We start from the raw sequence: 19,246 nt of genomic DNA, 5'->3' as shown, positions 1-19,246 counted from the left end.
GGACGGACTTACTCCTTTTGCCCCATCGAACCCGAGGAACGCATCTAATAAGCACGTATACACGCCTTCTTCTCGATCCAAATAGGAATTGCGTCGAACCTCCACCTCCCCAAATAACGTCTGCATCTGTACCGTTCGTTTATCTTTTAAGTAATAACGCTTTTCATCTCGTTGCTTGGCTAGCTCTTCATCTAGCCATTCCAATACCTGTTGAAGCATGTCTCCATATTTTTTTGTAACATCGAAAACAATTCTGCTCCTAACTCTTTTCATGTTTGTCCACTTGTGATAAACTGTTGCACAGGACTCTCTGACCTCCTTGGTGATTTGGTTGCACTATCACAATACAGGAAGAGAGTCCTTTTTTCATCTTTTTTGCTCATCCCCCTTCTTTTATCCCCTTGAACCATATAAACGAGGACTTCACTTCCTCCCACAAACATTTTGCTCATACGGGCGACAGGCACAACTTGTCAAACTAGCTATATCATTTGTATAATATAAGCAGATACTTCATAAAATAAAAAAAGCTGAGTGCGGTGAACACTCAGCAGGCAACTACATGCCGCAAGAAGAGCGGCTGACCTTTAGATGTGTAATAGCTAAAGAGAAATAACCGTTTCACACCTTTGGTCGAGGGGGGACGGTTATTTCTTTTTGTTTATATAGACGCCGACGGTAACAGTCAATGTTAGCATTCCGATGAACACTAAGCTGAATTGCGCAAAATAAGAATCTGAAATGTATGGGGAAGTAGGACTAAAACGAAAAGTTAGAAATCATCCTGAAATGGACAAGGATTTCATCATACGAGAACTAGAGATGGAGAATGAAATTTTAAAAAAGTATCTGCAAATCTTGAAAAGGGAGGGAAGACAGCGAAGTTCAAAGTAGTAGACGAGCTCAAAACAAAATATCCAGTCGTTAAAATATGTAAAAAACTACAGATTTCAAAATCGGGTTACTATAAATACTTGAAAACAAAGAGTAAGAAGAAAAAAGAATCTAAGAAAGACCAACCATTAAAAGGGTTCATCACCAAAAGTTGTACTTGATTTTTTTTCTGAACATACCGTATTTACGTTTGTGAGGAAAAATCAGTAAATCAATGATTTTTGCACATCTTTGTACAGGAAAATTACATATTGTGGTGATGAACTAATAAAATAGAAAATCCAAAAAACTGATGTTTTATCCCGGTTTGTAGAGTATAAATTTCACCAAATCAAAAAGCAACACACTCACATTGAATGCGTTGCTTCTATCCAGCCTTGCGCTTATATCCTATTCCTCAATTATGCTGTTTAGCTTCTTATCAAAAGTATATACTTGGTACCCCTTCACTTTATTATAGGCGTATAAAAGAGCATCAACAAAGTCCATCCGTCTTTTTACAAACAAAATGAGCGCTTCTTCTAGTATGTCGATATCATCGACATCAATATTATCGTATTTAAACAGTTCTAAAAGAGTATCACATATCTCGTCGTTTTTTACTTTGTACACTTTTTCCAGAACATAAACGACTTCAACTACTACCTCATTCAGCAATAATACCTTGTTATTTTCGATAATCGTTGCAGCTTTCGCTGACAAATCATCATGATCATTAAGCAAATATCTTAGGATAATGTTTGTATCAACGATTTTCATATTTATCCACCACGGCTTTAGACCAAGCATCGCTTTCTCGAGCTCGCAAAAACTCATTTTTATATTTTGACAACGCCCCCCTCAAGCTTTTTTTTCCCACTTGTTCTACCTCTTCTTTATCTGTATAGGGAAGGACAATGACTTCTACTTTCCTGTTTCTTAATTTCTCAGGTATATCTATAATTTTTTCTAAATCATTGCTGTTTTTTATGACTCTCACGAAATCCATGACTTTCGCTCCTTTCAACGAAAATGGAACTTCTTAAACATATTATACCATTTAACTGTACACGATAGCACGAAAATTCCTTTTGACATATTATATGTTTCATCAATGTTTGATTGCCGAGTTCACTTCTCGCTACATATAGGAACGGTTCCAACAACAGCGGATTCTTCAGCTTCTTGATGTGCTCGGAGAAATAAGCAACGCATCGACCTTCTTGTAGTCAAATGACGCTTCATACCCAACATCCTCCTGCCTGACTTCCACACCAAATTAGCGTTTCATTTTCACAATAAACCAGTCGAGCATCGTCTTCTCCTCTTACACATACCCTTTTTCCTTCAACGACACGAATCTCTCCACGACAAACAATGACATGATCCAACAATTCAATTCCGACAATTCTCCCTGCCTCAAAAAGCCTTCTCGTCACGTCAATGTCTTCCCTTGACAGCGTCGGGTCGGTCGAAAGACGCGAAACGTTGAAAAAACAAATCAAAAAGATTCACACCGAGTCCAGAGAAACGTATGGCAGTCCAAGAATCACAAAAATCCTTCAGAAACAAGGAGTGAAGGTCTCTCAGAAAACCGTCGCAAGAATCATGAAAGACGATGACATTCGTTCCAAAACGAAGAAAAAATATAAGGCCAACACGAATTCGAAGCATCATTTGCCTGTGTATCCCAACTTATTACATCAGCAGTTTGAAGTGGATAAGCCGAACAAAGTATGGGTGGCGGATATCACCTATATTTGGACGAAAGAAGGCTGGCTGTATTTCGCTTCGGTCATGAATTTGTTTTCTCGTAAAATCGTTGGCTAGTAGCGAATGACAAAAGAGTTAGTGATCAAAGCATTAAACCGAGCCATCAACCAGAGAAAGCCTCAACCAGGTCTGATTCACCATTCGGATCAAGGGAGCCAATATGCATCGAACGAGTATCAAGCTATTTTACGACAGCATGGAATGCAAACCAGCATGAGTCGAAAAGGAAACGGTTATGATAACGCATGTGCGGAATCGTTTCACAGCATCATCAAAAAGGAACTGATTTTCCACGAGACCTTTACAACAAGGGAAGAGGCCAAACATCGGATTTTTGAATATATTGAGTGTTTTTATAACTCTCAGCGAATTCATTCCGCTAACAAGTACATGTCTCCGATAGCATATGAGAAGCTGCATCAACACGGCAAAAAACAATCCTTCTCTGAATGAAGTCGCGATATGGCGGTTTCTTAATCCTCTTGATAAGGGGAAGGGTTTACCAACCATTCTCCTTATCAAGAGGCCACCAAACGAAGTGCGGTAGTAGGAGTTAAAATGTTTCTCCATTCTATGTGTCTATTTTCTTGACATAATACCATTCGCTATTATAACCATCAACATATACAAGGTGTTCTTCATTATCAAATACCGACTCAATATGCAAAGGCTAGTTAAAAACGAGCGCAGGTGGGCTGCATTTCCTCCTTCTCGTCTTACCTACCTCTCCTCAGAACTCCGTGGATCTGTCAAGTGCTTTCCTTGACAGTTTCACAGGGTTCTGAGACACTGAAAAAAGACGAGAAAAGGAAAGGAACCAGAGTTCTATCACTCTGATTCCTTCACATTAACTGAATTTATATCGCAGTGCACTAGCACCGTTCCTTTAACTCCTCAATCTCCTCTACAGGAAGTTCCGTTAATTCGTGAATGGTGTGCACATCATATCCTTTGTCTAACATTCTTTTCGCAATATTTCGTTTCTCTTTCTTCTCATACGAAATCATTAATTCCAACACTTGTTCTTTTTCTTTTGTTTCCATTTCATTCACCTCGTTTCGCAACTGTTGTTCTTCCGCATCCGACAGCTTCACATATGTTTCAAAAAAGCCGATTAATAATCGCTGCTTTGCTTCGTCTAATTCCATGCGCACAATCATTCGTAAAAACTGCTTTTTTAACTCTACCCGTTCATTTTCAGTATACCCCATTTTGCTTAACAACGCAGCGGCGATTGGGTTGTCATGGCGAATGTAATCACGCCAGTTTTGGTTGCGCAACTCCACCGTTAAAAATCGAAAATGAAGCACATCGAAAAAAGGAAATTGGAGCGTAAACGATGAAGGTTCATGTCGGAGAGAATCATAGCTAAATACGGCAATTGGCAACATTCGCTTTCGGTATTTCTCAAACAAGCGGCTAAAGTAAATAAACATCCGATCAGGAAACGATGGCTGCACATAGCTTTGATTTTCGATATGGACGATAATGAGGCTATCCTCCCCTTTCAACTTCGTCTCAACAAGCAAATCCACGCGATACTTTTCCCCTGCCGTCACATCGGTAAACAGTTCCTCCGATAAAAACGCCACATGCTGAAAGTCGATATACTCATGCACATCCGGGAAAAAGAGAAGAAGAAACTCTTCAAAAAACGTCATAATCAACTCTTTAAACAACCGATCATGATCAATGGCCATATATGCACCTCGCTTTCAGTTTTGTTGTGTATTTTCGATAAAAACGAGGAGATTCCTGCTTTAGGAATGAAAAACAGAGAGCCAATCAACGACTCTCTGTATCTGTCAACCTTCGGGATGTGACTGGCACGTATCCCATTTTGTTTTTCTAATGTGATGTCAATCAAACGAGCCATTTCTTCTCTTTTCTCCGCTCGATATAAGTCGTCCAATAAATGATGTAACAAATATAGATCCGTAATAAGGTCTATTTTATTTTGCATCGGTTTACTTTCCAAACCTAATCGTGCGCCTAAGTATTTTTTTATCGCCTGCTGGCTTTCGCTAATTCTTGCGCGTTCTTCCGCCATTCGAATGACTCTCGCCATACTTAGACCTCCATCAATTTTTCCACATACTCCTTATCAATGAACTTGTCGGACACCGCAATAATCGTCGCCAGTAAGCGTACTTGTTTTTCCTCGTCTTTTATTCGTTTAGCGAGTTCGACTGTCTCGATGGCTCGTTCTGAACGATTCACCGAGCTCTGCATTAATGGGAGGAAAATAAGATGCAACTCATCTAGATCTGTAAGCTCTTCTTCGTTCTCTATTTTTGTCCATAAATCTTGAATGATGGCATCACCGTCATAGTTTCTCATCAATGCTGCTTGTATATTATATTGGACAGAGCCATAGCTTTTTTGCTCTAACACCTTTTCGACATTAGAACCATAAATGACTACTGTTTTAATCGGCTTTTTGTACCTTTCATAAGCGCTCACATCGTATTGAAGGAACCGATCCAAATCCTTCTCATCAAACGTTGTCTGAAACTCAAGATGTAAGTACGTATCGTCCGCTAGCAAAAACAGAAAGTCCATTCTTCTGTCATTTACTGCAATAGTCGGCAAATCCACCGCTTCTACACGAACAATTGGAGCAGTCTGAATACCATAAAAGTCAAGAACCTTTTCTTTAAATTGAGCGGTCATATTGTGGAATATGATGTCATAATTATTATACGCAATATCGGTTTGCCCGCTCATCATCACACTTCCTTTCTTTTTATTTTACTACAATAAACAAAACGAAACTGAGGAGTTTGAAGGTGTGATTACTTTTGAAATGGATTCATGCTGTGAGCGAAGTTGGAGATGGAAATGATTCGTCATAAGACAATACGAAGCGAGCTCAAATGGTATTTTTTCATGAAGCTGTTCGAGGATATGCAAAAACGCACGAAAATCATTCGTTTCTTTAAACAACGAATCACGCCGATTTCCACGGCACACAATTTCACCTCACATGAACTTCCTTGCACATCCTTTCGACAAAAACGGGAAAAATCCTGCGAAAAATTTTTTGATACTCTGCACGCAAAACTAGTGACAGGCACGCTACCAACGGGTAACACTCATCCCACTTGTCAAACTAGCTATATCATTTGTATAATATAAGCAGATACTTCATAAAATAAAAAAGCTGAGTGCGGTGAACACTCAGCAGGCAACTACATGCCGCAAGAAGAGCGGCTGACCTTTAGATGTGTAACAGATAAAAAAGAAATAACCGTTTCACACCTTTGGTCGAGGGGGGGACGGTTATTTCTTTTTGTTTATATAGACGACGATGGTAACAGTCAATGTTAGCATTCCGATGAACACTAAGCTGAATTGCGCAATAAGACTCAATGCTTCATACGTCGTCATATTCCCACCTCCCTTCATCGGGGAAGTGGTCAACCGCCCACCCTGCTTATGTAGTTGCTACGGAGATTGTAACATTTTTCTATTCCTCTCGCAATTTCAACAACAGCTGCCGCAAAAAATGCCACAGCACATCAACAAAAATACAGAAAAAGAAACAGAGAGCCACTCAATGGCTCTCTGTTTCTATCAATCTTCGGGGCGTGATAGACATGCTCCCCAATTTATTTTACTTCAACAGTCACCGCAGTAGCAGCAATTGAAGTAGTTTCATCAGAACCTGTTACATCAGTCAATACTTTAAATAACAATGTTCCTTTCTTACCTTTATCACCATTAACTGTTGTGTAACCAACTACTGCATCTGTAGGAACTGTACCCACTAATGTTGAGTCAGCAGTTAATTTAAGTTTCAACATACCTAAACCAATGTCTGTACCCGATGTATAAGATGCATCACCATCCACATCTAGGTAAAGTAATCCTTCAGTTCCTGTATCTTCAGAAATACGCACTTTATGAAGTGTACTCTTAGATAGAGTAATGCCGTTCACGATATCATCTTCGTTACTGTAAGTCACATCAAGTACGTCTTCATAGTTGATTTTCGCGCCAACATAATCAACAGTAGGTACTGTTTTGAAATTAACCGTATTGATTTTAATTGGGTTATTAACAACTGTGATTGTAATTTTTTCAACTTTTCCACTTGCCGTATCTTTTAGTAAAACATCTGTCGTACCAGCTTTTAGCCCTGTGATTACGAAACCATAATCTCCTGACGTACCAACAATTTTAGCATTAAGAGTTGCACTTGTTGAACTACCAGTAGTGCTGCCATTAACATCTACAAATTGTGCCTTGGCAACAGTACCATCTACAACTTCAATTTCATAATTTTGCAACTCAATCGGATCCATATAAATTCCTTCAGTATTGTAACGGGACAGCTGGTATGTCACAGTTTTATCAGATTGTAAATCTAAAGTATTATCAGTCGACGCAGGTGCCTTAGAAATAACCTCTAATTTCTTACTACCTGTATTATCCACTGCAGAAACATTAACATAGAACGAACCAATCACATTACCATCTTTGTCTTTGAAGTAGAACGTACCACTTCCTGCTGCGTTACCTGTTAAGCTTACGGATACCTTTCCAATAGAGTTTGGTGTATCAGTTGTAAAGTCAGTAAATGTGACAATATCGTTTGATCCTGCAATTGGTACTACTTCAACGAGATCAGCAACTTGATTAACTCGGTACGGATCGCCATACTGATCTAAAGTCTTTACTGTAACAGTTTTTTGATAACCTTTGACAATACTTACACTTGCTGGATCTACGGTCACCTTCGAAAGCTTACGGGCAACATTCGTTACTGTAAAGTTAAACGTTTTTGTTACTTCACCGACTTTGATAGTAATTGTTGCAGTACCTGCCGATTCAGCAGTTAAAACACCGTTAGACACAGATACAACAGCTGGATTAGAAGTTTTCACTTCAAAAGCATTCGAAGAAACAACAACTTTCTCCCCAGCTACAGTTGCTTCCACTTTATATACTTTTGCTTTCTCGCCAGCAACTAATGTTGTGCTGTTCATGACATAGTCGTCATCTGATAATGAAACATTATATGCACTAGAAGAGTCATCAGTTTTGTCAATTCCAAAGTTATAGAATGTTACTGAATTAACTTCCGTAGCTTCAGTATCAAGGTTAACAACTTTAATGTTTGCAGTGTCAGTCACTAACGCTTCTCCAGCTCTCGTCACTTGAACTTCAACAGTATAGTCCCCTTTAGTAACAGGATGAGCGACTACACCAGTTGAAGAAGTATTGGTAGAAGATCCATCAAAGAAACCATTTGCAGCCGTACCATCAGCTTTTTTAGCGACGAAAGCCACTGAATAACCCGCCAACTTGAGATAATCCACATCTGCATCTTCGCCATTCACTTTAAACTTAACTCTTTGACCCGCACGATCGTCATCAAATGTTTGCGGTTCGATAGACACAGAAGTTACTTTGTACTCAAACTTAGTCGTAAAGTCTTTCTTTTCACCTTTAATTTTCACAGAAACTGTAGTATTAGCGTTAGGAGCAAGTTTATTTTCTAAAGATACCGTTGCCGCCTTTCCATCAGTATCTGGAACAACAGATAGAACTTTGTTACCTGCCACAGTTACATCTTCAGACTTCAAGAACTGTAAACCTGTACCTGTAATTTTTAAAGTTTTGGCACTAGGAGCACTTACAGCTTCAACTTTTAGTACAGGCACATCAACTTTTGTTTTGTCAGTTGTTTGACCTTTGTAAGATACGCTGTAAGATTTGCCTTCTTCTAACGCTGTTTTTGTTTTGATAACAACAACTGTTGTTTTTGCTTCAGCTGCTGCAGCGGCTTTGATTGATACAGATTCGATTTCAACGCCTTGGATAGCGAAGTCTTCTTTTTTCACTTCTTTCAATTCGCCGTTGAATGTTACTTCTAATGTGTTGAGGTCAACAACAGTTACACCAGTGATGTGTGCTGCTGTTACACCAACGTTCATCGCACGAACGACGAATGAAGCGAATTGACCGCGTGTTACGCTTTGTTTTGGCATGAATTCTGTGTTTTTCGTTACGCCGTTTGCTTCTAATGTTTGGATGTATTCACGCGCCCATGCGCCTGCTTTGTCAAGGTCAGTTACTTTTGTTGTGTGGTTTGCAGGTTTTGTTAATTTGAACGCTTCAACAACAACTTTCGCCATTTGTTCGCGAGTGATTGTTGCGTTCGGGTTGAAGTTACCCTTCTCGTCTCCGCTCATCACACCTGCTGCTTTCACGATCGCAACAGCTTCTGCTAATTCAGCGTTGCTTGCAGGAACGTCTGGGAAGCCCGCACCTTGCTCAGGAGCTTTTACGCCCGCATCTTTTAAAATGCGTGAGAAGATGATTGCAGCTTCACCGCGTGTTAATGATTTGTTTGGTTTGAATGTGTTGTCACCGTATCCTTTAATGTACCCTTTTGCTACTAATGTAGCGATGTCATCTGCATGCACGCTTCCTGCTACGTCTGTGAAAGAAGCTGCGCTTGCTACTGGTGCGATCGCTGAAGCAACAACTGCTGCAGAGACTGTACCAGCTAAAAATTTGCGATAAGACTTTGGTTGGTAAGCCATCGACATATTTCCTCCTTTTGTTTCTCTTTCTATTTAAGTTTAGCTAAATTTAAGAGATATGTATGTTTTCTCTATAAAACTCTTAAACTTAGCGAGTGAATGACTACAAACTACATTATAATTTTTTCCATGCATCGTGTCAACCATTTTTTGAACAGTTTTTCTTTGTTGGAATAACAAAACTTTTTCACATGTAGTCTTCCACCTATTCACCATTTTACCGAATGTTCGACTTTTTTCAATACCTATAAGCGTAAATTTTGTCAAAAACTTTTGTTACATAACTGTAAAATTACCATTCTCCTATTTATGATACACTTGGAATAGTGTGAAAATGTCGAAATTGCAAGAACAATAGCGAAGTGAGGTGTATCATGTGAGGCGGTTTGTTTCAGCATTGCTTTTGTTTTTTCTCTTCCCTTCCTTCGCTTATGCAAGCGATAGTTATGATCGGCTCGTTCCACTTGCGAAAAAATACGTCGGGGTGCCGTATCAATTCGGGGGAAGTTCAGAAAAAGGATTTGACTGTTCCGGGTTTACACGCCATGTGATGAGTGGGCTAGGGGTCACATTAGCGCGGACGACAGCGGAGCAGTATAAGCAAGGAAACGCAGTGAAGAAAGAAGATTTACGCGTTGGGGATCTCGTCTTTTTTGAAACGTATAAAAAAGGGCCGTCGCATGCAGGGATTTATATCGGCGACAATCGGTTTATTCATGCGAGTTCATCCAAAGGAATTATCGTCACGTCGTTAGATGATTCCTACTATAAAAAACGATACATAGGAGCAAGACGCGTGCTTGCGTATGCACAGGACGCGGGAAAATTTCAAGACGTTGAAAAAGATTTTTGGGCAAATCAAGAAATTGAAACGTTAGGTAAAAAAGAAATTGTGCTCGGATATGCAAAAAGCTACTTTAAGCCAGATGCAATGATGACGCGAGCAGAAGCGGCAGGACTAATTGCCACGTATTTCAATTTCGATATGAACAATCGAAAAGAAACGTTTACAGACGTGTCGAGCGATCATTGGGCCGTTGGTGCGATTAACGCGCTTGTCAAAGAAAATATCATCAGTAAAAACGATAAGCCATTCCAACCGGATGAACCGTTGACGCGTGAACAGCTTGCCATGTGGTTTGCAGAGGCATGGAAGTTAAAGCGTGGGGCGGATGTGCCGTTTACTGACGTCAAAGAAACGGATGCGGCGTACGATGCGATTGAAAAACTCGTTGCAACAGGTATTGCGAACGGATATGAAGACGGAACATTTCGTCCGAAAGAAACGGTCACACGTGCGGAGTTTGCGGTGTTTTTCTACCGTGCGATCAACGCAAAATAGCGAGGAAGGACAAGCCTTCCTCGCTATTTTTTATCGAGCGTCCGTTTTAAAAAGAGGGCAAACTGTCCGCGTGTCACGAAATCGTTCGGGCGATACGGATTGTTGATCGTAATGCCGTTGTAAAAAAGCGTATCGATCGCCTGATACGCCCAATGAGAAGCGGGCACATCAAAAAACGATGCATTTGTCGTCGGCTGTTCGTACACATCGGCATACACCCTCGTTAAAATGGTTGCCATTTGGGCACGGGTAATGTAGTCGTTCGGATATAGCTTCCCGTTATATCCGGTAAGCAATCCATACGCCTCAGCAATCGCCATCTCTTTATACCACGGATCCGTCGGTTTTACATCTTGCGCCTTGACGACATATCCTTCAGGGAGCGTCAACTGTAAATCACGAATAAGCATAAGGGCGGCATGACGGCGAAGGAGCCGTTCGTTCGGACGATACGTTCCGTCTGGGAATCCTGAGATCATCCCTCGTTCATACAACAGCCGCGCAGCTTCCTGCAGCTCCTCTCGGACGACGTCTGGAAAAAGCGGAGGAGTAGAAACAAGCGTATCGATCGCTCCATACGAGACACGCAACGTCGCTGAACCGCGATTAAATCCTTTCGTTGTTGGCTGAACGACACGAAATAATGCCGTATCGACAATCGTTGAGCGAAATAGCCAAGAAACTTGACTATTCAGCTTCGTCCCATCATATGCCGTTTCGTTTACCCCTTTTGGCACACTTCCGATATACACGGAAGCATAGCGCCCTTGTCCATCTTGCGCGTTTAAATATGCGGTTGTATCGGCATATGTGTAAAGCTTTAGCGAATACACGTTATTTTTTACCGTATAGTTTGTCAGCAGTAATGAAAGCGGAGGCATCGGTTCATACGTAGCGCCAAGTTGATTTTTCCAATACGTTTGTAGCGCTTGAAGCTCAAACGGCGTCGGAAGATGGGCGTTCATTTGCATATGCCCTTTTAGCGCATGCGGCGACCCGAATAGTTGCACATAGTCTTCAGCTAATATTTCCGGCATATACCATTCATATTCTCCACTCCCATCCGCATGGACGGTCGGGTAGCGAAACAACTCGCGCGCAGCGGCATACTGCGACTGCAGCCATTCGTTCGGACGGCGCTGTTCTTTATTTAATAAATAATAATAAGTGAAATGATGCCCGTACTCGTGCGCTAACGTCGTCGCCATCTCTTCCACCGTCGTCCATTCATTTCCTCCATACAAATGAATATATCGATTTGGAAGAAGAGACAGCTTCGGACTGACTTGATATTGCGCAAAATATTGTCCAAGCACGTTTTGTCCTGCGGGGTAATCAGGAAAAATTTTTACACTTCCTAACAAGGAAAGTTCGGCACCGTGTTTGTTTTTTAATAACTCTTGCTCAAGTTGGGCAAGCTTCGTTTCGTTCCAATATGTGCTGTAACTTTCAAACGTCACCCCACTCGTTCCTTTATAGCGCGCAATAAGCGGATAGTAATCTTCGTACGCTTGCGCTTTTGCTTTATTTGTTAAATCAACGACATGAGCATGAGCTGGATGTTGAAACAACAATAAAAAAAAGAACGTAAGCCATATGAATCGCATATGATTCACCTCGTTGTCTATGAATCTTATATTTATTTTAACACGATCGGCGACACGATGCGTCTGGAAAAAGAGAAAGGCTGCCTACATGTGCAGGCAACCTTCGTTTCATCTATTTCTTTGTTATAGAGAGCGTGTATGGCTTAGCATTTGGACGAGCGAGCGATTCCTCTACGACGACATAGTACGTTCCTTTTTTCAACGAAAGCGTACCGATTTCTGCGTCGCCGTCACCGTAATGGTCATACGTTTGCACGAGGCGTCCTTTCGCATCGAAAATGGACATGACGCCGTCCATCGTGCCCGGTACATCGAGCTTGAATGTAAATGTGCCGTCTTTTTCAACGACAAATTTGTACGCGTCTTTATCTCCGTAGTCAACGATGTTCATATACCCCGTTGCTTCATACGTATTTCCTTTTTTATAAAGAGAAAGCGGCTTCGATGGTACGTTGTTTTTCAAGACAGACGATGCGTCTTCATCTTTTTTGTTGAACGATTGAATGCCAAAGTTGTACGACTGAAGCGATAGTCCATCAAACATAAACGAGTTGACGACGAAGAAATACCCAACGTTTTTCTTCGCTCGGAACGATCCGTGCACGTCGTATAATGGGCTCCAGCCATTCGGGAAAAACGTAACAGCTTTGCCGTATTCGTCTTCGTCAATCGTCATATTGCCGTTCGTATCTTCGACAACCGAGATGATTGGAACTAATGTGCCGCGCAATGATTTTGGCAGCGATGCATTCGGTTTGCTTGGCTGTGCAAAAAGCGTCAACAGCTCGTTCGCTTGACGATGTTTATAGTAGTAGTAATCGACATCGTTCGGAAGCACGAAGTTTCCTGTTTTCGTTTCATTGACGTTTACAACTGTTGCTTGCATTGGTTCGTTATTTTTCTCATTTTTATCTTTTGGTGCATCGATTAATTTTTTCGACGTCATGCTGTACGGTTCAGCGACCGGTTGATAATTGTCGTTTTGTACTAACATGTAGTACGTTTTTCCTTCTTCCAAAATGAGCGTCCAGTCTGTTTGTTTTTTGCCTGTCATCCAATCAAATGGCCAAAAGTTGTTTACTGGTACGAGATCGTCTTTTTTCTCATCATATTCGAATAATGTAGCTGACGGCATCATATCGTCAGGTGTCGCAAACGAAAACTCGTACACAGCCGTTGTTGGGACAGTGAAGCGATAAAAATCTTGGTCGCCACTAAACTGGATAAATGCTTCTGTTTTTTCTCCAATGTTGTAAGGTCGAGCATTTGCTTTAATTTGTTGCACTTGTTCTTGATCGAAACTGTTCCAACTTCCATCGTCAATAATGACAACAACATCGTTTGGTTTACGCATTTGTTGTTGTGTTTTTTCAGTTTGTTCCACAGCCCCTTCTTCCGACGGCATCGGCTCGCGTGCTGGGAAGTTGTCTTCGTCAGCTGGAAGCGTGACGACTTCTGCGCGAAGTTGATATGGGATTGCTGAACCGGTTAACTGTTTTACTTGATTGCTTGACATCGCCAGCTCAAACATCATTGGATAAAATCCGCCCATCGGTTCGCTAGAAGCTTCAACGACATATGGCACGCCCGGTTGCGCTTCAAACGTGAGCGTCTCTCCTTTGCTTATGCCGTTATTGTTTCCAGATGCAATCGGGAATGTGATTTCTTTATATTTCGCATCTGGATCCACAGGACGATATAGCTCATCAGCCAAATAAATGTTTAACGATGAATCAATCCCTGGAACAGGAGACAATTGAAACTTCACTGTCGTCGGTTCTGTTACAGTAAATTGAAAATAGTCACGGTCGCTTTCCGTTGCATCTTTTTCTGGGACAAACGTTAAGTTCTCTGCAACAAACGGCAATTGTTCAATGACAGCTGGATTTTCTTTTGTCAAACCATCGTCTGCAAGCTCTGTAAACGATTGTACAGCTAACGTATATGTTGACTTTCCTTGCAAGCTGTAGTTGCCGTTCGCATCTGTGACGCCGATTGCAAGCACACCTGATTGTTTTGCCGTAAATAGTTTCGCTTCCATTTCGCCTGCGCGACCATTATTGACTTGAATCGGTTTTTCAGACGCCGTTTTTCCTTCCGGGTAGAAACGGAATACGAGCTTATAGTCGTATGATTGTGCTCCTTCGAGCAACACTTGGACGCTTTCGCCTTGTTGAACGTTCACTTTCACCCAATGCATTTCCTCTGGTTTTGTGAACGAACCTGTTTTCACGTACGGTTCTTTCGCATCAATGACTGGCGCTTTCGCTAAAATCGTTTCATCGTTCCATTTTTCTTTTTGCGGCACATTTTTGATGTTATATTGCAGCGCTGCCACTGGATTGACTAAACCATTGCCGTACGTTAAATCGTATCCTTTTTCCCCTAAATCCGTTGCCGTACGTTCTAAAATCCATTCAACTTGATAAGGTTTTAAATTCGGGTACTTCGATAAAAGAAGCGACGCCACACCCGCCACAACTGGCGACGCCATCGACGTTCCACTTAACTCGGCAAACGAAGAGCCTTTCGTGTAGTCATAAATCGGGCTGTACACGTCCACACCCGGTGCCACAATGTCTACAGACGGACCGTAGTTTGAAAACTCAGCAAGTTTATTTTTGCTGTCGGTCGCTCCGACGCTAATGACGCCTTCGTACGAAGCTGGGATAGAGTACATATCTGTCGCTTCGTTTCCTGCTGCCGCAACGACTGTAATCCCTGCGTCGATCGCTTTTTGAACAGCTTCTTCTAAAATCGGCGAGCTAAAATAGCCGCCAAGGCTCATATTAATGACTTTTGCTCCTTTTTCAATCGCATACAAAATGCCTTGGGCGATCGTATAATCGCTTGCTCCTAACCCGCCCCCGAATACGTCAATCGGCAAAATTTTGACGTTCGGGTTGACACCATGCGCCCCAACACCGTTGTTGGCGTTCGCACCGATAATGCCGGCAACGTGCGTTCCGTGCACATCTTTGATCGGCGCCCCCGCCGGATTGATCGCGTTGTAGGCTGGGAGGAGACGCCCTTTCAACTCAGGATGTTTCGTATCCATTCCTGTGTCGATGACGGCAACTGTGACATTAGACTTTCCAGCCAGTTTTAACGCCTTTTCCATATTTAAAAGCGATAATAAATACATATGATCTGCTTTCGGATCAGCCGAACCGAGCCGTTTGTATGTAAAACTTGGTGTCACACGTTTGACGGCTTTTAATTTTGCGTAATTTTTTACCACTTGCTGCATATCTTTCCCTTTTTGCACGGTGACGACGTCATATCCTAGTTGCGGAAAGGATTGCTTCAATGTCGCTCCGAAACTGCGATGAACGGCAGCTGGAATTTTCTCGCTGTACTTCACAATCAGCGTGTCGGCGCTCACTTGATCTTGCGCCTCTTCAAACCGTTTGTAAGCAAGAGACGTTTGCCCTTTTGTCACTTGTTTTTTCCATTGGGCAATTGGCAGTTCTGTCGACGCTTGAGCGACCGTCGGCACGATGAGTGCGGAAGCTAAACTAACGGATAATGCGGCCTTCTTCCATTTTTTCATAAAAGTCCTCCTTCAAAAAAATGTAACATATGTATTCGCCTAAAAAAGCAAATACACCTACTAAAACGAAAAAAAAGAAAAAAAGTTTCATATTTTGATAATTTTTTCTAATAATCTTACAATATCACCCAAGCACAAAAAAGTAAAGAAATATTTTCCGGGTCGTGAAACATTTTGGGAACAATGGTATACTGTACGTTGAAACGATTCGATTTACAACGAAGGAGAAGGTTCCGATGCTATCTTACATAAAAAAGTTAGTCAACAGCGATGAACGGAAATTAAAAAACTATTATAAAACGGTTTCGCGTATCAATGAGCTGGAGTTAGAGTTTGAAAAAATGACGGATGAACAATTGAAAGCAAAAACAGAGGAGTTCAAACGTCGTTTACAAAATGGCGAAACGGTATTTGATATACAAGTCGAAGCGTTTGCGACTGTTCGCGAAGCGTCGAAACGCGTGCTTGGCATGCGTCATTTTGACGTGCAACTCATCGGCGGGCTTGTGCTTGCGGAAGGAAATATTGCAGAGATGGCAACAGGGGAAGGGAAAACACTTGTCGCTTCCGCCCCAAGTTATTTGCGCGCCCTTGAAGGAAAAGGGGTGCATGTCATTACAGTAAACGACTACTTAGCTCGCCGCGACCGTGAACTAATCGGAAAAATTCACGAGTTTTTAGGGCTCACGGTCGGTCTAAACTTGCCACACATGTCGCCAGAAGAAAAACAAGCCGCATATCAAGCCGATATTACATACGGTGTCGGCAATGAGTTTGGCTTCGACTATTTACGCGATCATATGGCATACAGTGTCGCTGATCGTGTCCAACGCCCATTTCATTATGCGATTATCGATGAAGTCGATAGCGTATTAATTGATGAAGCGAAAACCCCTCTCATTATCGCAGGGAAAACAGGGGTCAGCTCGGAGTTAAGCTATTTATGCGCACGCATCGTGAAACATTTCGTCCGCGATGAAGATTACGAATACGACGAAGAAACGAAAACAGTGAATTTAACAGAACGAGGCATTGAAAAAATTGAAAAAGGATTCGGCATCGACAACTTATATGATCTTGAACATCAAGTGTTGTACCATTACGTCATTCAAGCGTTGCGCGCATATGTGATGTTTACGCGCGATGTCGACTATATCGTGAAAGACGGGAAAGTGTTGTTAATCGACATGTTCACTGGTCGTCCAATGGAAGGGCGCAGTTTAAGTAACGGGCTTCATCAAGCGATTGAAGCAAAAGAAGGATTGGAGTTAACGGAAGAAAATAAAATTCAAGCATCCATTACGATTCAAAACTATTTCCGCCTTTATCCGATTTTATCAGGGATGACAGGAACAGCGAAAACAGAAGAAAAAGAGTTTCAAACGTTGTATGGAATGGATGTCATCCAAATTCCAACAAACCGCCCTGTCATTCGTCAAGACTTTCCAGATCGTGTCTTTGCGACAGTCGAAGCGAAATATAAAGCGGTCGCCAAAGAAGCGAAACGCGTTCATGCAACAGGACAACCGATGCTGATCGGAACGACATCCATTTTACAGTCGGAAAAAGTGGCGCAATATTTAGCAGAAGAAGGGTTGCCGTTTCAATTGTTAAACGCCAAAAGCGTCGAACAAGAAGTTGAACTCATTTCTCGCGCCGGTCAAAAAGGACAAATTACAATTGCGACAAATATGGCGGGACGCGGAACAGATATTATGCTCGGCGAAGGAGTGGCAGAGCTTGGCGGATTGTACGTCCTCGGTACCGAACGCCATGAAAGCCGACGCATTGATAATCAATTAAAAGGACGCGCAGGCCGCCAAGGTGATCCGGGACGCTCGCAATTTTTCATTTCGCTTGAAGACGACATGTTCCGTCGCTTCGCAAAAGAAGAGCTAGAAAAAATGAAAAAATCATTGCAAGTCAACGAAGACGGCGAAGTATTAAACAAAGACGTGCATGAATTTGTCAACCGTGTTCAGCGCATTTGTGAAGGAAGCAATTTCTCTGTGCGAGAATATAACTTAAAGCTGGACGATGTACTAAACGAGCAACGTCGAACGATTTATGCCCTCCGCAATCGCGTGCTCGAACAAGAGGATATCGTCGCTATTGTCGCAAGTATGGTTCCTGCATTTCTTGAAAGAGAAATCGCTTATACTTGCCCAGAAGATACAATTCCAGAACAATGGGATCTCGCTCGTCTCGCTGAAACGATTCACCTTGTGACAAATGAACAAGTGACGTTCACAGGAATAGTGGAACGAAAAGAAGTAGAAGTGATCGTACAACAAGCGATTTCGGCATGGAAAAGACGCCTCGAAACGTTACAATATACAGAAGAACATCAACAGGCGTTAAAACGTGCCATGCTTTCACTCATCGATTTCCACTGGACAAAACATTTAGAAGCAATGGAGTTATTAAAAGAAGGAATTGGGTTGCGCTATTACGGACAAGAAGATCCGATGCGCCAATATGCAAAAGAAGGGTTGGAGCTCTTTACAGCTATGTATCACCGATTAGAAAAAGATGTTTCCCAACAACTTGCCCAGCTCATCTCACAATAAGAAAGGAGATGGAACAATGTTTCCATTTTTCAAAAAGAAAAAACAAGGGGAAGATAGTACCGTTCAAGCTGGTCAGTTATTTGACGGAGCAGATGAACAACAAGATGAAGACGTGCATACGACATTATCCATTCACCCAATGATGTCGTTAACGACCGAACAAAAATATTATTTCCAATACATCAATAACGAATTGCCGCCGTTGAAAAAAAATCAAGTGTCGTTATCCGGTGTAGAATGGAAAAAGGAAGACGACCATTACGTTGTTACGGCGTTTGTCCGCAACAGTTTAGATCAACCTATTCGTTTTGACCATATGCCGTTATTGCTCATTGGGCCAGACGGAAAAGTGCTTGGAAAAAAAGTATTTCCAATGAATGAGCTCGGCGATATTCCACCAAAAAGTAGCCGTCCGTGGCGATTTGTATTTACAACAAGTGACTTATATACAGAAAACATTCCTGAAACGGGATGGAAATTAGCGTTTGAGTTAAAGAAGCCACACCAATTAGATTTAGAAGAAAGTTGGCAGCAGCATTTAAAAGAAGAAGACAAGCAAAAACTTGAGCAACTCGTGCGCTCCCTTACTCCACCAAAGCAAGGAGAGGTAAACGTCATGGGGTTACAAGCACTTATCAACAACGAAGGGAATTTAGTCGTAACCCTACTCATTCGTAACGGTAGTGATAAAAACATTACGTTTGAGCAAATACCTTTAATCGTCGAAGATGCATCGGGCGATGTGGTCGCACGCGGAGCGTTTACGTTACAGTTAGAAGTAAAAGCAAACACAGGTAAGCCATGGACATTTATCTTTCCAAAATCACTTTTACAAAAAGACGAATTTGACTTTTCCACATGGCGTGCCTACATTCCACAGTAAAAGAAAAAGAGCTGATGTTGTTCATCAGCTCTTTTTCTTTGCCTCTGGCCACCAACCGCTCTCTATCGTAAACAGAAGGAAATAGTACTAC

The 19,246-nt window shown here is 41.8% G+C and carries 13 protein-coding genes and 3 pseudogenes; 4 read left to right on the top strand and 12 right to left on the bottom strand.

The annotated features are described in order from the left end of the window. Positions 1 to 66 precede the first annotated feature (66 nt). The 4 genes and pseudogenes from K1I43_RS15675 to K1I43_RS08380 form a co-directional block, all read right to left on the bottom strand. Positions 67 to 273 (bottom strand): annotated as a pseudogene (locus K1I43_RS15675) (UPF0236 family transposase-like protein); the annotation flags it as partial. Between the two features lie 1,011 nt (positions 274 to 1,284). Next, positions 1,285 to 1,653, bottom strand: a complete 369-nt coding sequence (locus tag K1I43_RS08390) for a PIN domain-containing protein (protein WP_012576114.1) — start codon at positions 1,651 to 1,653, stop codon at positions 1,285 to 1,287. Then, positions 1,640 to 1,882 carry a hypothetical protein gene (locus tag K1I43_RS08385; RefSeq protein WP_035067544.1) on the bottom strand — a complete coding sequence of 81 codons (243 nt, stop codon included), beginning with the start codon at positions 1,880 to 1,882 and terminating at the stop codon, positions 1,640 to 1,642. The genes K1I43_RS08390 and K1I43_RS08385 overlap by 14 nt, the downstream gene beginning before the upstream one ends. A gap of 318 nt (positions 1,883 to 2,200) precedes the next feature. Beyond that, positions 2,201 to 2,378: pseudogene (locus K1I43_RS08380) on the bottom strand (JAB domain-containing protein); the annotation flags it as partial. Here K1I43_RS08380 and K1I43_RS15935 point away from each other — a divergent pair. Next, positions 2,347 to 3,099 (top strand): annotated as a pseudogene (locus K1I43_RS15935) (IS3 family transposase); the annotation flags it as partial. The pseudogenes K1I43_RS08380 and K1I43_RS15935 sit on opposite strands and share 32 nt — an antisense overlap. 419 nt (positions 3,100 to 3,518) lie before the next feature. Here K1I43_RS15935 and K1I43_RS08365 read toward each other — a convergent pair. The 6 genes from K1I43_RS08365 to K1I43_RS08345 form a co-directional block, all read right to left on the bottom strand. After that, positions 3,519 to 4,346 carry an RpnC/YadD family protein gene (locus K1I43_RS08365; RefSeq protein ID WP_012576116.1) on the bottom strand — a complete coding sequence of 276 codons (828 nt, stop codon included), beginning with the start codon at positions 4,344 to 4,346 and terminating at the stop codon, positions 3,519 to 3,521. After that, a complete protein-coding gene (locus K1I43_RS15670) occupies positions 4,310 to 4,714 on the bottom strand; it encodes a hypothetical protein (protein WP_255571990.1) in 405 nt (134 codons plus the stop codon). The genes K1I43_RS08365 and K1I43_RS15670 overlap by 37 nt, the downstream gene beginning before the upstream one ends. A 2-nt stretch (positions 4,715 to 4,716) precedes the next feature. Beyond that, positions 4,717 to 5,376: an RpnC/YadD family protein gene (locus tag K1I43_RS08360; RefSeq protein WP_240483479.1), complete on the bottom strand. Its 660-nt coding sequence runs from the start codon at positions 5,374 to 5,376 to the stop codon at positions 4,717 to 4,719. 24 nt (positions 5,377 to 5,400) lie between these two features. Further along, entirely contained in the window at positions 5,401 to 5,622 is a 222-nt protein-coding gene (locus K1I43_RS08355; protein ID WP_049720912.1) for a transposase, read from the bottom strand. A 306-nt stretch (positions 5,623 to 5,928) separates the two neighbouring features. After that, positions 5,929 to 6,036, bottom strand: a complete 108-nt coding sequence (locus K1I43_RS08350; RefSeq protein ID WP_019418134.1) for a putative holin-like toxin — start codon at positions 6,034 to 6,036, stop codon at positions 5,929 to 5,931. A gap of 221 nt (positions 6,037 to 6,257) precedes the next feature. After that, positions 6,258 to 9,200, bottom strand: a complete 2,943-nt coding sequence (locus tag K1I43_RS08345; RefSeq protein WP_165569766.1) for an S-layer homology domain-containing protein — start codon at positions 9,198 to 9,200, stop codon at positions 6,258 to 6,260. Between the two features lie 376 nt (positions 9,201 to 9,576). Between K1I43_RS08345 and K1I43_RS08340 the strand changes: the two genes are divergently transcribed. Next, complete coding sequence (locus tag K1I43_RS08340; RefSeq protein ID WP_019418154.1) at positions 9,577 to 10,542, top strand: C40 family peptidase; 966 nt, start codon at positions 9,577 to 9,579, stop codon at positions 10,540 to 10,542. 23 nt (positions 10,543 to 10,565) lie between these two features. Here K1I43_RS08340 and K1I43_RS08335 read toward each other — a convergent pair whose 3' ends face one another. After that, the gene (locus K1I43_RS08335; RefSeq protein ID WP_240483478.1) at positions 10,566 to 12,149 is read right to left on the bottom strand and encodes an S-layer homology domain-containing protein; all 1,584 of its coding nucleotides are present in this window, start codon (positions 12,147 to 12,149) and stop codon (positions 10,566 to 10,568) included. Positions 12,150 to 12,261: 112 nt separating this feature from the next. Beyond that, entirely contained in the window at positions 12,262 to 15,702 is a 3,441-nt protein-coding gene (locus K1I43_RS08330) for a S8 family peptidase (RefSeq protein WP_035067533.1), read from the bottom strand. Positions 15,703 to 15,938: 236 nt separating this feature from the next. Between K1I43_RS08330 and secA2 the strand changes: the two genes are divergently transcribed. Then, positions 15,939 to 18,272 (top strand): accessory Sec system translocase SecA2, encoded by a 2,334-nt coding sequence (gene secA2 / locus K1I43_RS08325; protein ID WP_220382643.1) that lies wholly within the window; start codon positions 15,939 to 15,941, stop codon positions 18,270 to 18,272. A 16-nt stretch (positions 18,273 to 18,288) separates the two neighbouring features. Beyond that, complete coding sequence (locus K1I43_RS08320) at positions 18,289 to 19,155, top strand: accessory Sec system S-layer assembly protein (protein WP_220382642.1); 867 nt, start codon at positions 18,289 to 18,291, stop codon at positions 19,153 to 19,155. Positions 19,156 to 19,246 lie beyond the last annotated feature (91 nt).

This window comes from Anoxybacillus sp. ST70, from assembly GCF_019553625.1.
GTDB lineage: Bacteria > Bacillota > Bacilli > Bacillales > Anoxybacillaceae > Anoxybacillus > Anoxybacillus gonensis.
This window is presented reverse-complemented; position numbering and strand designations above follow the sequence as displayed.